Origin of the sequence: Bradyrhizobium elkanii USDA 76 (assembly GCF_023278185.1) — a bacterium.
Classification (GTDB): Bacteria; Pseudomonadota; Alphaproteobacteria; order Rhizobiales; family Xanthobacteraceae; genus Bradyrhizobium; species Bradyrhizobium elkanii.
Map to the genome: position 1 here is coordinate 266,708 of NZ_CP066356.1, position 14,191 is coordinate 280,898.

Consider the following 14,191-nt stretch of genomic DNA (forward strand, 5'->3'; position numbering starts at 1 on the left):
TCCCATCGCGCATTAGCGGGGCGCGTGAGGCGGGGCTATACTGCCTGCCTGATCGATGGAGTTCTGGATTGAGCGTTGCGTTCACCAAGGAAGAAAGTGCCGAGACCGCGTCTGAAACGCTGTTGCCGGATCGTCCCATTTCGCCGCATCCCAACCTGGTGACCGAAGCAGGACGCAAGGCGCTGGAGCATGAGTTCCAGGCGGCGCGCGAGGCCTTTGAGGCCGCCCAACAGCTGGACGACGTCAACGAACGGCGGCGGCAGTCGGCGGTTCCGTTGCGCGACGTGCGCTATCTCACGGAGCGGCTCCGCACCGCGCAGGTCGTGCCCGACCCTGCTTCCACCGAAACCGTTGCCTTCGGCAGCACGGTGACGTTCAGCCGCGCCGATGGGCGGGTGCAGACCTATCGCATTGTCGGCGAGGACGAAGCCGATCCAAAGGCAGGCTCGATTTCCTTTGTCTCGCCGGTGGCGAGGTCGCTGATGGGCAAGGCCGTGGGCGACCTCGCAGGCGCCGGCGATCAGGAACTGGAGATCGTCGCGATCGCTTAGAGAGTGATGGGATTAGATTGAATGGCGGTCGCAAGGGCGGTGCGCCCCCCTCGCCCCGTACTTACGGGGAGAGGGTTGGGGTGAGGGGCTGCCTCCGCACACACGGAGACAGATGCTCTCGCGGAGACTCCCCCTCGCCCGGAACGCATCTGCCGATGCGTTCCGACCTCTCCCCGCACGCGGGGCGAGGTGAACCGGAGTCCGCCGCTCGATTCGGAGCAAAGTGATCACGCCGCCGGCAGGGCGAGCCGCTCGATGGTTTGAATATGCCGCGCCAGCAGGCTGCAGGCCTGTTCGATGTTGCGTGCGCGCAGCGCCTGCAGGATCACGCGATGATCCTGGCTCGGCCGCGGCCGCCAGCCGGCGTTGCGCGCCATCGCGAACACCAGTCGCGAATTCGCAAGCTGCAGGCCGTCGAGGCTGGCAAGCAGTCGCGGCATCGCGCACGGCGCCACCAGCGCGTGATGAAAGGCGCGATTGGCCATCTCGAAATCCTGCACCGTCTCGGCATTGTCGCCTTCGATCATGGCGAGTTCGATCCGTGCCAGATGCGCCGACGTGAGCCTGGGGGCGGCATTGCGCAACGCGACCACTTCGAGCGCGGCGCGCATCTCGGCGATCTCCTTTACCGACCTGGTGTCGAGCGGCGCGACCCGCACCCCGCGACGGGGCACCGCAACGACGAGGTGCTGCGCCTCCAATTGCCTGAAGGCCTCGCGCACCGGCACGTGGCTCGAATGGAATTCACGCGCGACATGGTCCTGCCGCAGCGGGGCGTCCGGCAGCAATTCGCCGCTGATGATGCGATCGCCGATCGCCTCGGCGATGCGCCCCGCGGTGGTCGTGTTCTCACCTTCGGTCGTCATAGATTATCTATCATAAAAACGGGTGCGCGTTCGTTCGGGCTCGGCTAGCATCGTTCTAAGTCCAAAGATCATAGATAATATACAAGATTATCTATGATCCATAGCAAACGAGAAGGCAAGCCCTATGGTTGATGTCGTGGAGATCGAACGGACCGACAGCCGCACCAACGCAGCGCCCCGCAAGACCTGGGAGCGTGCCGAGGCTGAAGCACTCTATAACCTGCCGTTCGCGGACCTGATGTTTCAGGCGCAAGGCATTCATCGCGCCAACTTCAATCCGAACCACGTCGAAACCGCGAGCCTGCTCAGCATCAAGACCGGCGGCTGCCCGGAAGACTGCGGCTACTGCTCGCAAAGTGCGCATTACGACACCGGCCTGAAGGCCACCCGCCTGATGCCGCGGGACGAAGTGGTCGCGGTCGCGCAGCGCGCCAAGGACGCCGGCGCCACCCGCTTCTGCATGGCCGCGGCCTGGCGCAGCCCGAAGGACCGCGATCTCGATCAGGTCTGCGACATGGTCAGCGCGGTGAAGGGCCTCGGCATGGAAACCTGCGTCACGCTCGGCATGCTGACGCCAAAGCAGGCCGAGCGTCTCTCCGACGCCGGGCTCGACTTCTACAACCACAACGTCGACACCTCGCCCGAGTTCTACGACAAGATCATCACCACCCGCACCCTGCAGGACCGCATCGATACGCTCGCGCATGTGCGCGACGCCGGCATCAAGGTCTGCTGCGGCGGCATTATCGGCATGGGTGAACAGGTCGATGACCGGCTCGGCATGCTGATGCTGCTTGCCAATCTCCCCAGCCATCCGGAGAGCGTGCCGATCAATTTGTGGAACGAGGTCAAGGGCGTGCCGGTCAACGATAGCGCGGAACGGCCCGATCCGATCGCGCTGGTGCGTCTGGTCGCCACCGCGCGGATCATGATGCCGAAGAGCGTGGTGCGGCTGTCGGCCGGACGGCAATACATGACCGACGAGCTGCAGGCGATGTGCTTCCTCGCCGGCGCGAATTCGATCTTCATCGGCGATGTGCTGCTGACCACCAAGAACCCGCAGCGCGATCGCGACGCCAATCTGCTGGACCGGCTCGGCATCAACTCCGCCCTCGCCTGAGCGCGCCTCCGGCACGCGCGTGGCGGGTTTCGCCGCGCGACCAACCACAAATCTGAGAGAGAAGCATGAGCGCAATCCATGCGGCCAAGGTCGCTGATTACGCCGCGGCCTTGCACGCCCTGAGCAAGGACGATCGGCTGCGCGGTCTCAGGCCGCGCGCGGGCATCGATTTCGTCTCGAACGACTATCTGGCGCTCGCGAGCGCGCCGCGCATCAAGCGGGCGGTCGCGGCCGCGCTCGAGGCCGGCACACCGATCGGCGCCGGCGGGTCGCGGCTGCTGCGCGGCAATTGCGAGGAGCACGAACGGCTGGAGGCCGAAGCCGCCGCGTTCTTTAGAGCCGAGACGGCGCTGTTCTTCGGCGGCGGCTACGTCGCCAATTTCGCCGTGCTGACCACGCTGCCGCAGCGTGGCGACCTCTTGGTGCTCGATTCTCTCGTGCACGCCAGCATCCATGAAGGCGCGCGGGCCGGCCGGGCCGAATTCCGGCTCAGCGCGCACAATGATCCCGGGTCGGTCGAAGACACCATTCGCGGCTGGCGCGCCGAGGGCGGCACGGGCCGGGTCTGGATCGTGGCCGAAAGCGTCTACAGCATGGATGGCGACGTCGCGCCGCTCGATGACCTCGTCGCCATCGCCGACCGGCACGACGCGTTCCTGATGGTGGACGAGGCGCACGGCACCGGCGTCTATGGCGAGCAGGGGCGCGGGCTGACGGCGACCTATGAAGGGCGCGAGAACCTCGTGATCGTTCACACCTGCGGCAAGGCGCTGGGCGCCGCCGGCGCGCTGGTCACGGCCTCGACGGTGCTGCGCGACTTCATGGTCAATCGCTGCCGCCCGTTCATCTTCGCCACCGCGCCGTCGCCGCTTGTGGCGGTCGCCGTGCGTGAGGCACTGCTGATCTTGCAACAGGAGCCCGAGCATCAGCAGCGCCTGGCAAAACTGGTCGCGTTCACGCACCGCGAGCTCGACCGGCGCGGTTGGCGCAGCCCGTCGCGCTCGCAGATCGTGCCCTATATCGTCGGCGACAATGCGCGCGCCATGCAGCTGGCATCTGCGCTGCAGGCGCGCGGCTTCGATATCAGAGGCATCAGGCCGCCGACCGTGCCGGCGGGCACCGCGCGGTTGCGGATTGCGCTGACCCTCAATGTCGGCGAGGACGACGTGCGCGCGTTGCTCGATGCGCTGGTCGAGGAGACGAAAGGCTGGTCGCAATGACGAGCCGGATCGTGGTGACCGGCACCGATACCGGGATCGGCAAGACGGTGTTCTCCGCGGGCCTCGCCGGTTTCCTCGGCGCGCGTTACTGGAAGCCGGTTCAGGCCGGCATCGAGGAGGAAACCGATGCCCAACTGGTCGCACGTCTTGGCGGGCTCCCGGCCGATCGCATCGTGCCGGAGCGTTATCGGCTGCGAACGCCGGCGTCGCCGCATCAGTCCGCCGCACGCGACGGCGTGCGCATCGATCCTGCCGCGCTCGACGTGCCCGATGGCGGGGACCGGCCGCTGGTGATCGAGGGCGCCGGCGGGCTGATGGTGCCGCTCGACGGCAGCACGCTCTATATCGACGTCTTCGCGCGATGGCAGCTTCCGGTCGTGCTCTGCGCCCGCACCGCGCTCGGCACCATCAATCACTCGCTGTTGTCGGTCGAGGCGCTGCGCAAGCGCGGGATCGACATGCTCGGGATCGCATTCATCGGCGACAGCAATCCCGAGAGCGAGCGCGCGATCTGCGAGATCGGGCAGGTGCGCCGGTTGGGTCGGTTGCCCCGGCTTGCTCCGCTTGCCGCAGACACGCTGCAGGCAGCGTTCAAGGCGTCGTTCCGGCGAGAAGATTTCAATCCATGACATCCGCGCGGAAGTCGCCGATCTGGCACCCGTTCACCCAGCATGCGCTGCACGGCGAGATGACGAGGATCGTGCGCGGGGAGGGCGCCTATCTCTACACCGCGGACGATCGCCGCATCATCGATGCGATCGCATCCTGGTGGGTCGTGACCCACGGCCATTGCCATCCGCACATCGTGCGCGCGATCCAGGACCAGGCGGAGCAGCTCAACCAGATCATCTTCGCGGGCCATACCCACGATCCGGCCGAACAGGTTGCCGGGCAACTGTTGAAGCTTGCGCCCGATGGGCTGGATTACGTGTTCTTCTCCGACTCTGGCTCGACCGGCGTCGAGGTGGCGCTGAAGATGGCGCTCGGCTACTGGCACAATATCGGCGCGACGCGCACGCAGATCATCGTGATGGAGCATTCCTACCACGGCGACACGGTCGGGACGATGTCGGTGGGCGCGCGCGGCGTCTTCAACAAGGCTTACGAGCCGCTGTTGTTCGACGTCGCGTCTATCCCGTTTCCGGCGCCCGGCCGTGAACAGGCGACGCTCGACACGCTCGAAGCTGCGTGCAGGACGGAATCCGCGGCAGCGTTCATTGTCGAACCGCTGATCCTGGGCGCGGGCGGGATGCTGATGTATCCGCCCTGGGTGCTGAAGGAAATGAAACGCGTCTGCGCAGCCTCAAACGTGCTCTTCATCGCCGACGAGGTCATGACCGGCTGGGGCCGCACCGGCACATTGTTCGCGTGCGAGCAGGCCGACATCGCGCCGGATATCGCCTGCTATTCGAAGGGTCTCACCGGTGGTTCGCTGCCGCTCGCGGTGACGCTCTGCCGGGCCGAGATCTACGACGCGCATTATTCCAGCGATCGCTCGCGCACCTTCTTCCATTCCAGTTCCTACACGGCGAATCCGATCGCCTGCGCCGCCGCAAAAGCAAACCTCGAGCTCTGGCAACACGGCGCGGGCGCACGCACAGCCTCAGTCGCCGCGATGCAGGAGGGCCTGATCGCACCGTTCCGCGCCGACGCGCGCTTTGAGAACGTCCGTCGCACCGGAACCATCACCGCGCTTGATCTGAAGGCAGTCGATGCGGGCTATCTCGCCGGCATCGGCCCAAAGCTTCAGGCCTTCTTCGAACGCCGCAATCTGCTGCTGCGGCCGCTCGGCAACACGATCTACGTCATGCCGCCCTACTGCGTCACGGAGGCGGATCTTGAGGAGATCTATGACGGGATCAGGTGTGCGGCCGACGAACTGGCTTGACGACGCGCTTCGCGCCCGAAAGTCCAGGATTGATGATTGCACCGCGTGCTGTTGTGCCCGCGACGGGGTCTCATACGACATCGGCGTGCCCTTGCAGGCACGCCGATGAACTCGATCATGAGTGTTGGTGCGGCGCCGGCCGCGGCCTCGCAGCAGGATGCGGCCGTGGTGCCGGATGAGGCCGCGGCGCCGGCCGTGACACCTGCGGCGGCGCGGGCCGATGCACAACCGCTTGCGCGACGTGCGGCGCCGACGGATGCGCGGCCGGGCGTGGCGCGGGTGGTGCGTGCGGTGCGATCTGCGGTCTCGGCGCATGCACGGCCGGCGCTGCGACGTGCGGTGCCGGAGCGGGATGGTTGACGGCGACAGGCGGAGCGTGTCCCGTCGGCAGTGCGTGCGCAGCCGGCGAAGCGCTTGCCGCAGGCAAGGCGTGTCCCGTTGTCGACGCGTGTGCCGGCGGTAGCGCATTTCCAGTGGGCAAGGCGTGTCCCGTCGTCGTTGTCTGTGCCGGCGGCAGAGCGTTTCCGGCGGGCAGGGCGTGCCCCGCCTGCGGTGCGTGGGTTGGCGGCAAAGCGTTTCCGCTCGGCAGAGCATGTCCTGGCGGCAGGGCATTTCCCGTCTGCGGAGCATGTCCTGTCGCGGGTTGCGCATGCCGGGGCGGCGGCGCCGCGATCGGCTTGCCCGGGCGCGCGGCCACCACGCCGGCGCCGCTGAACCGTGCTGCGTGCGCGGTCGCGGCGACCGCAGGATGACCGTGGTTGCTGGCGAGCGTCAGCGCCGGATTCTTCATCGCCGCTTCCGCGTGTCGCGTCTGCTCGCCGGTCGCGGCCACGTGGTGCGCGCCCTGGGCAGCAAGCTGCTGCGGCGTCGGCTTCACCGTGGTGCCGCCGGTGCCGCCGTTGTAGCTGACGTTGGTCGTGTTGTTGACGACGGTCTTGTTGTAGACGTTGGTGACCGAGACGTTCGAGATGTTGTTGACGGAGCTGTTGTAGAAGAAGCTGCCGCCGCGCCAGTAGCCGCCCTCATAGCCGACGCCGGTGTAGCCGAAGCCATACGAGATGCCGCCGTAGAAGCCGACCGTCGCGCCCCAATATCCGGCGTGGAAGGCGTAGGCGCCATCGCTCCAGCCCCAATAGCCGGGCGTCCACAGCAATTCAGGCGCCGGCGGAAGCACCCATGTGCCGGGCACCCAGTAGTAGCCGGTGTCGTCGCTCCATGCCCAATAGCCCGGAGTCCAGATGTAGCCGGGCGCGGGGATCGGCGGCTGGACATAGACCGGCAATGGCGGCGGCGCCGCATTGACGGTGATGCCGATGGCAAGCTGCGCGCGCGCTGGCGCGGGCGGTGAGAGACAGCAGAGGCTGAGAGCCAAGGCGAAAGGCAGTCCGGCGATGCGGCGCATGGCACATACTCCAATCTTCTTCCCCCAGCGTTGGAGTCGAATAGTGGCGGCGACATGAACCCGTTGTGAATGTTTGTGCTGACACCGTGATTTCGAGATCGCGCGACGGCGGCATCGTTAACGACGGCGAATGCAAGTCAGCTCGGTGTCAGGATGGAACGCGATCGTGCGGTCTCGTCAGCTTCATCACTGCGCCAAATAGTCGAATTTTCGATTTGAATTGGACGACGGCCCCCTGCGCGTCATCAATCGGTGCCCGGAGCATCCGGCTGCCAAAGGCCGGGCAGGGAGGTTTGGCATGGCGCGATCCGCCGACATCGACATCAACGCGGGCGCGCGTCTCGACAGGCTGCCGATCTGCGGATTCCACTGGCGCATCCTGGCCCTGATCGGGGCCGGCATGTTCCTCGACGCGTTCGATATCTATCTGGCCGGCGGCGTGCTGGGCGCCGTGCTCAAGGAAGGCTGGTCGACGCTCGAGCTCAACGCCGCATTCGTCTCCGCGACCTTCGTCGGGATGACGATCGGCGCGTGGTGTTCCGGCATCCTCGGCGACCGCTTCGGTCGCCGCTTCTCCTACCAGATGAACCTCGCAATCTTTGGCCTCGCCTCGATCGCCGCGGCCTTCGCGCCGAACATGATCGTCCTGATCGGCCTGCGTTTCATCATCGGCATTGGCCTCGGTGCGGAGATCGTGGTCGGCTATGCGACCTTGACGGAATTCGTGCCGGCGTCCTCGCGTGGGCGCTGGATCGGGCTGCTCGCCGTGATCACCAATTTCTCGCTGTTCGTATCCTCCATGGTCGGCCTGTGGGTGATCCCGACGCTTGGATGGCGCTACATGTTCGGCCTTGTCGGCTGCCTTGCGATGGTCGTCTGGTTTCTGCGCAAGTCGATGCCGGAATCGCCGCGCTGGCTCGCCGCCAACGGACGTGCCGATGAAGCCGAGAAGATCCTGTCGGCGATCGAAGCGGAGGCCGCGCGCAAGGCGGTACTGCCTGCCGTTGCCGCCCGCGCGCCTGCGCAGGAGTCTCCCGGCGCGGTCTGGCGTCTGTTCCAGCCGCCCTATCTCGCGCGCACGCTGCTCGGCAGCCTGTTGCACATCGTCGTCGGCTTCAGCCTCTACGGGTTCATCGGCTGGCTGCCGACCTTCATGGTCAAGGGCGGCCACAGCGTGGTTTCCTCGCTGGGCTACACCACGGTGATGGCGCTGGGCGGCCCGGTCGGATCGCTGATCGGGCTCGTGCTGGCCGACCGGCTCGGACGCAGGCTCTCGATCGTCTGCTCGTCGATTGCGGCAGCGGTGCTCGGGATCGCCTATCCGTACATGCCGGATGGTGTTGCGCTCGCGGCCGTGGGCTTCCTGCTCATCACCGCGATCTACGTGATGCTGGCGACCGGGTTCGCGATGCACGTCCCCGAACTGTTCCCGACGCGGTATCGGCTTCGCGGCACGGCGATCTGCGCCACGTCCGGACGCATCGCGACCGCGCTGGTTCAATACGTCGTGGTTGCGATCTTCGCCTGGCAAGGACTGACCGGCGTGCTGACGACCCTGGCCGGCATCCTCGTCTTCCAGGCCGTGGTCTTCCTCGTGTTCGGTTTCGAGACCAAGGGACGATCTCTGGAGGACGCGTCGGCGGTTGCGGACGTCGAGGCGGGAGGGCGGTCGTCGATGGCGCGGAGGCCGGCGGACCTCGGCGCCTAGTTCAGATCGGAGCAGGCCGCCCGGATCCGGTCGCGGAGCCAGCCATTGGCATTGCTCTGATCGTATCTGCGGTGCCAGTACAACATCCAGTCGAACGGCGCGGACTCGAACGGCAGTTCCTCCATCCTCAGATCGTCGTCCATCAGCACGGTCGCGAGGTGCCTCGGCATCACCGCGAGCAGATCGGACTTCTTCAAGACGTGGGGTACGACCAGCCAATGCGGCACGTTCAGGGCAATGCGTCTCCGATGGCCGCGTTCGGCCAGCACGTCGTCGACGAAGCGAAGATCGGTCGGGCTCATCGAGACCTTCATGTGCTCATGCGCGATGAAGCGCTCGAAGGTCAGCCGTGCGCGCTTGATCTGGTGTCCGCGTCGCATCAGGCAGACCATGCGGTCGCGCAGCAGCGTCTCGGAACGGATCGATGCGGAATGCTCGAGCCCCATGCTCACCGCGACGTCGATCTCGTCCCGCTCCAGCGCATCGATCGTAAGCGAAGGCGGCAGATGGATCGTGTTGTAGGAGATCCGCCCCTCCGGCGGCCGCGCTGCGGCGAGCCGCGGCAGCAGCAGGCAGGCGAGAATGTCCGACATCCTGATCGTGAAGGTGCGTTCGGTCCGATCTGGATCGAAGCCGGCGTCGCTCGCCATCACGCGCTCGACCTGGCGCAGGACCTGGCGCAGCGGCTCCGCCAGTTCGGTGGCGCGGGGCGTCGGCTTCATCCCGGTCGTGGTCCGCACCAGGAGTTCGTCCTTGAACATCGCGCGCAACCGGTTGAGCGCATTGCTCATCGCCGGTTGACTGAGGCCGACGCGATCCGCCGCCTTGGTGACGTGACGCTCGGTCAGCAGTGCGTCCAGCGCGACGAGCAGATTGAGGTCGATGGATCGAAGGTTCATCCATCATTCATATCGTGAATGACGAAAGATCACAAATCCATTTCATCCATGATGGTGCAGGGCGTATCAATCGATCAGAACCAAGGAGGCATCAATGAGCTTCGAGACGATCAAGCGCGACGTGAAGATCTGCATGTTCGACCAGTACGGCACGGTCGTCGACATGCAGGGGGGCCTGACCAGGATCGCGGCGCCGTTCCTCGAGAAGAAGGGCTGGAAGGGCGATCCGAATTCCTTCGTCACGTGGTGGCGTCGCACGCATTTCGAGAATTCGATGATCGATGCGTTGCTGCATCGCGAGCACACGCCCTATCGCGAGATCGGGCACCGCGCGGTTGCCCACGTCATGGACCGCGCGAAGATCGACTACACGATGGACGATGTACGCACCCTCGTCGGCGAGATCGAGAAGCTGGTGCCGTTTCCGGAGGTGCCGGACGCGCTGGCGCGGCTGCAACGCAAGTACAAGCTCGTGGTGCTCTCGAACGGCGATCCGGACATGCTCGAGACCGCGAAGCAGTACCACAAGGTCCCGTTCGATCGCGTGATCTCGGTGACTGAGGCCAATTCGTTCAAGCCGCATGTCGCGACCTATACGAAAGCGGCCGAGATCATGGGCGTGAAGCCCGCGCAGGTGCTGTTCGTGGCCAATCATGCCTTCGACTGCATCGGCGCCAAGTCCGCCGGCATGCGGACGGCCTTCATCGACCGGCGCAGCCGCCCGTTCGGGATCACGCCGCATCAGCCCGACATCCTGGTGCCATCGATGAAGGACCTCGCCGATGCGATCGTCTGATCGCGAGCCGCTGTCGGGCATCAGGGTTCTCGATCTCTGCCGGGTGGTCTCCGGCCCGTTTGCCACGATGCAACTCGGCGATCTCGGCGCCGACATTGTCAAGATCGAGGATCCCGGGCAAGGCGACGAAAGCCGTCGCTACGGCCCGCCGTTCATCGGTGGCGAGAGTGCGTATTTCCTGTCGGTGAACCGCAACAAGCGAAGTTGCGCCATCGATCTGAAGTCGCCGGCGGGGCGCGATGCGGCGCTCGATCTTGCATCCGTCGCCGATGTCGTCATCGAGAACTTCCGTCCCGGTACCCTGGACAAATGGGGGCTCGGATTCGACGCGCTGAGGGCCCGCAAGGGCGACATCATCCTGTGCAGCATCTCGGGGTTCGGCCGCACCGGTGACGACGCGGCGCGCCCCGGCTACGATCTGATCCTGCAGGGCGAATCCGGCGTGATGGACATTACCGGCGATCCGGACGGACCGCCGACCAAGGTCGGTACGTCGATCGCCGACCTCGTCACGGGCCTCTATGCGTCGCATTCGGTGCTGGCTGCCCTGATGCGGAAGAGCCGCACCGGCGAGGGCGGCCGGGTCGACGTCTCCATGCTCGACGCCATGGCATCGCTGCTGACATTCAACGCTGGCATGTACTTCGCCTCGGGACAAAGTCCGAAGCGCCGCGGCAATGTCCATCCGACCATCAGCCCGTATGAACCGTTCGAAACCAGCGATGGCTGGATCAATGTCGGGGTCGCGAACGACAAGTTCTGGGCGGCGTTTTGCGGCGTCGTCGGCCGTCCGGAGTTGCGCGAGGACGTCCGCTTCGCAAGCGCTCCGAAGCGCGCGGCAAGCCGCAACGAACTCGTCGCGATCCTTTCGCCGATCTTCGCCCGGCGGAGCCGCGCCGACTGGCTGCAGGCGCTCGGTGCGGCGGGCATTCCGTGCGGCGCGATCAAGTCGGTCGGCGAGGTCTGCGAAACGCCGCAGCTCACGCAGCGGGGAATGGTGCAGACGGTCCGCCATCGAGCCGCGGGGGTCGTGCGGTTCATCGCGAGGCCGACGCGGTTCGGCGACGAACCGCCGGCACCTTCGACGCCGCCGCCAATGCTCGGCGAACACACGAGCGAAGTGTTTGCGGAATGGCTCGGCTGGAGCGACTCTCGGCTGGAGAGGTCAGCGGTCGAAGGCGCGTTCGGCGACTTTGGGCGGACGTTCGTGCGACCGTTCCTGTGAGTCTCGTTATGTCGGCATCGTCGTGAGAGCTATCGCCGAGCAGATGCCGCGTCGCGCCGTCGACGACGAGCGGCAGATCGTTCTTCCTGTCGCGCCTCTTCGGGCTTGAGATAGCCTACCGGGACGAGACGTGCATCGGACCGAAATCTGGCACTTTGCGCTTGGGGGCAACCTCTCTCGGACGGGTCACTGGCATTGCCAGGATCGATATCCGGTTTCATACTCTGGCAGAGGCCGGAGCCGGCCAGCTCACCTGACGGCGCGGCCAACCCGGGGAATGCAGGAGACGATACCGGGTTACTGAGCGGCGGAGAGACGGCGATGTCGTTTCGTCTCGCATTTGCCTTTGTGTCGATAGCGGCGCTGCTGGTTGATCCGACTGACGCCGTGTCGCAGGACATGCTGCGGAGTGTCGACCTCAACAGTCCGGAAATGACGACGTCGGAGATGACGCGCGCCGAGGTCGACGCGCTCCTCAAGTCGGTCCCTCAAGGGGATGGACGCGCTGCAGATTTGGATGGAAAGCGACTGTCGCAGCTCGATCTTTCGGGCCTCGACTTCTCTGGCGGCAACCTCCATCTCGTAAAGCTCAACCGGACCAATCTGAAAGGCGCCCGCTTCGATCGGGCCATCTTGAACCAGGGCTGGCTGATCGACGCAGACTTGACGGGGGCGTCCCTCGTCAAGGCATCGCTGCTCGGCACGCAGATGCAACGCGCCAGGCTTGGCGGCGCCGATTTGAGCGGCGCCCGGATAACCGCCGATCTGTCCGGCGCCAGCCTGATCGGGGCCAGGCTTGCGGGCGCCGATCTGAGCGCCGATATGCGCAACCAATCGATGGGCCTGATGCGTGGCGTGCTCAAATCCGCCGATCTGCGGAATGCGGATCTCAGCGGCGCCAATCTCTCGCGCGCCGATCTCGAATTCGCGCAACTGCAGAACGCCAATCTGGCGAACTGCAGCCTCTACAGAGCTGACCTTGCGGGAGCCGACCTGTCCGACGCCAATGTCGCCGGCGCAGATTTCACCGAGGCCGACCTTGCGTCGGCCCTCTTGCCGGGCGCTGCCGCGCTGGCCGAGGCCCGCAATCTGGACAAGGCCCGGAACTTGAACCTGGCGCGGCGTCCCCGTTAGGGATCGAATTGCAGTGTCCTGCGACAAGACCTATGTTCTGTCTTGAGAACCACGCAGCCGCTCATCGTGCGGCGGGCAGGACCACGGTGGATGGTTGCATGTCGCACCGGAGGTGACGTCATGACCATTTCTCCCAAATTGCACAATTATCTCGCTGCAGAAAACATCGAGTACGACGAAATCCCGCATGTACTGACGATGTCGTCCGCCCTTACCGCCCAGGCTTGTCACGTCTCGGGCGATCGCTTGGCCAAGGCCATCGTGCTGCGCCGCAACGACGGGTACCTGCTCGCCGTGCTGCCGGCATCGCATCACCTCAGGCTGGCGGATCTCAGGGCGAGATTCGGTGACGATATCGCTATGGCCGCCGAAAGCGAGATCGATCGGCTGTTCACGGACTGTGCGCATGGGGCGGTTCCCGCCGCCGGCAGCTGCTACGGGCTCGACGTCATCGTTGATGACAGCATCCGGATGCAGCCCGAGATCTATATCGAAGCTGGCGATCATGAGACGTTGCTTCATCTCGGTCGTGCGCAATTCGCACGCCTGACCGCCGGTTCCCTGCATGGCTGCTTCAGTGCGCACGACTGAGGCGGCATGACAGCGGACCATCTGTCGGTGCGTCCCGAGCAGAGCATGATCCGGATGGGTGCGAAGCGGCTCTCTCGCGCGGCGAAGGCGGCATGCGTTTGCGCGGAGATCATGCTCAAGCAGGGGGCTGATGCGCGATGACGATTCGACCCGGTTTCATCGCGCCTTAAGGCGCAGCACGCATGCAGTCGCGCCAGCTCTGTTGTATAATTGCGAGCGAGGGGGCTGCTGCCTTGGACGGGAGGTCCTCCATGAAAGTCAAGGACGTAATGCACAAGGGCGTCGATTGGGTAAGCCCCGACACTCCAATCACCGAAATCGCGAAATTGATGCAAGGCCACGACATCGGCTGCATTCCGATCGGGCAAGACGATCGTCTGATCGGGATGGTGACGGATCGCGACCTCGTCTGCAAAGGTCTTGCGAGCAAGGACTTCAACTCTGCGCGGACCACGGCGCGGGATGTGATGACCGAAGGCATCCACTGCTGCCGGGAAGACGACGATCTGACGAAAGCGGTGCACCACATGGAAACGCTGAAGGTCCGCAGGCTGCCTGTCATCAACAAGAGCAAACGGATGGTCGGCATGGTCAGTCTGGGGGATATAGGCCACTTTGCCGGTGCCGATCTCGTGTCCCAATGTATGAAGAGCGTGTCTGCTCATCATTGAAGCGAGGCCGGTCTGCGGGAATCCGGCAGACCGGCCACTATCATGAGCAACCGGGAAGGCAACCGGCGCCGGTTGTCTCACAGGCATCGGCCCGAAGCTGGACGGCGATCGGCACAGTTC

At 65.3% G+C, this 14,191-nt stretch carries 14 protein-coding genes; 11 read left to right on the forward strand and 3 right to left on the reverse strand.

What is annotated here, in order from left to right; all coding sequences use genetic code 11:
- Nucleotides 1–68: 68 nt before the first annotated feature.
- Complete coding sequence (gene greA / locus JEY66_RS01265; RefSeq protein ID WP_016843599.1) at nucleotides 69–551, forward strand: transcription elongation factor GreA; 483 nt, start codon at nucleotides 69–71, stop codon at nucleotides 549–551.
- Between the two features lie 227 nt (nucleotides 552–778).
- On the opposite strand, the gene JEY66_RS01270 is transcribed toward greA, so the two are convergent.
- Nucleotides 779–1,417, reverse strand: coding sequence for a GntR family transcriptional regulator (locus JEY66_RS01270; RefSeq protein WP_016843598.1), 639 nt, complete (start codon nucleotides 1,415–1,417; stop codon nucleotides 779–781).
- 124 nt (nucleotides 1,418–1,541) lie between these two features.
- On the opposite strand from JEY66_RS01270, the gene bioB reads away from it, so the two are divergent.
- The 4 genes from bioB to JEY66_RS01290 all read left to right on the forward strand — a co-directional run bounded on the left by bioB (nucleotide 1,542) and on the right by JEY66_RS01290 (nucleotide 5,645).
- A complete protein-coding gene (gene bioB, locus JEY66_RS01275; RefSeq protein ID WP_016843597.1) occupies nucleotides 1,542–2,537 on the forward strand; it encodes a biotin synthase BioB in 996 nt (331 codons plus the stop codon).
- A gap of 65 nt (nucleotides 2,538–2,602) precedes the next feature.
- Entirely contained in the window at nucleotides 2,603–3,757 is a 1,155-nt protein-coding gene (locus JEY66_RS01280) for an 8-amino-7-oxononanoate synthase (RefSeq protein WP_018269233.1), read from the forward strand.
- Nucleotides 3,754–4,386 carry a dethiobiotin synthase gene (gene bioD / locus JEY66_RS01285; protein WP_018269232.1) on the forward strand — a complete coding sequence of 211 codons (633 nt, stop codon included), beginning with the start codon at nucleotides 3,754–3,756 and terminating at the stop codon, nucleotides 4,384–4,386. The genes JEY66_RS01280 and bioD overlap by 4 nt, the downstream gene beginning before the upstream one ends.
- Entirely contained in the window at nucleotides 4,383–5,645 is a 1,263-nt protein-coding gene (locus JEY66_RS01290) for an adenosylmethionine--8-amino-7-oxononanoate transaminase (protein ID WP_016843593.1), read from the forward strand. The genes bioD and JEY66_RS01290 overlap by 4 nt, the downstream gene beginning before the upstream one ends.
- Before the next feature lie 115 nt (nucleotides 5,646–5,760).
- Here JEY66_RS01290 and JEY66_RS01295 read toward each other — a convergent pair whose 3' ends face one another.
- Entirely contained in the window at nucleotides 5,761–7,047 is a 1,287-nt protein-coding gene (locus JEY66_RS01295) for a YXWGXW repeat-containing protein (RefSeq protein ID WP_051110065.1), read from the reverse strand.
- A gap of 298 nt (nucleotides 7,048–7,345) precedes the next feature.
- Between JEY66_RS01295 and JEY66_RS01300 the strand changes: the two genes are divergently transcribed.
- Nucleotides 7,346–8,755: an MFS transporter gene (locus tag JEY66_RS01300; protein WP_018269231.1), complete on the forward strand. Its 1,410-nt coding sequence runs from the start codon at nucleotides 7,346–7,348 to the stop codon at nucleotides 8,753–8,755.
- On the opposite strand, the gene JEY66_RS01305 is transcribed toward JEY66_RS01300, so the two are convergent.
- Nucleotides 8,752–9,654 (reverse strand): LysR family transcriptional regulator, encoded by a 903-nt coding sequence (locus JEY66_RS01305; RefSeq protein WP_016843590.1) that lies wholly within the window; start codon nucleotides 9,652–9,654, stop codon nucleotides 8,752–8,754. The two genes, JEY66_RS01300 and JEY66_RS01305, sit on opposite strands and share 4 nt — an antisense overlap.
- 94 nt (nucleotides 9,655–9,748) lie before the next feature.
- Here JEY66_RS01305 and JEY66_RS01310 point away from each other — a divergent pair, with 94 nt between their 5' ends.
- The 5 genes from JEY66_RS01310 to JEY66_RS01330 all read left to right on the forward strand — a co-directional run bounded on the left by JEY66_RS01310 (nucleotide 9,749) and on the right by JEY66_RS01330 (nucleotide 14,071).
- Complete coding sequence (locus JEY66_RS01310) at nucleotides 9,749–10,450, forward strand: haloacid dehalogenase type II (RefSeq protein ID WP_016843589.1); 702 nt, start codon at nucleotides 9,749–9,751, stop codon at nucleotides 10,448–10,450.
- Nucleotides 10,437–11,675 carry a CaiB/BaiF CoA transferase family protein gene (locus JEY66_RS01315; protein ID WP_016843588.1) on the forward strand — a complete coding sequence of 413 codons (1,239 nt, stop codon included), beginning with the start codon at nucleotides 10,437–10,439 and terminating at the stop codon, nucleotides 11,673–11,675. Before JEY66_RS01310 ends, JEY66_RS01315 begins: the two co-directional genes overlap by 14 nt.
- Nucleotides 11,676–11,996: 321 nt before the next feature.
- A complete protein-coding gene (locus JEY66_RS01320; RefSeq protein WP_016843587.1) occupies nucleotides 11,997–12,809 on the forward strand; it encodes a pentapeptide repeat-containing protein in 813 nt (270 codons plus the stop codon).
- Nucleotides 12,810–12,929: 120 nt separating this feature from the next.
- A complete protein-coding gene (locus JEY66_RS01325) occupies nucleotides 12,930–13,400 on the forward strand; it encodes an aminoacyl-tRNA deacylase (RefSeq protein ID WP_026192014.1) in 471 nt (156 codons plus the stop codon).
- Between the two features lie 251 nt (nucleotides 13,401–13,651).
- A complete protein-coding gene (locus JEY66_RS01330; RefSeq protein WP_026192013.1) occupies nucleotides 13,652–14,071 on the forward strand; it encodes a CBS domain-containing protein in 420 nt (139 codons plus the stop codon).
- The last annotated feature ends 120 nt before the right edge of the window (nucleotides 14,072–14,191 follow it).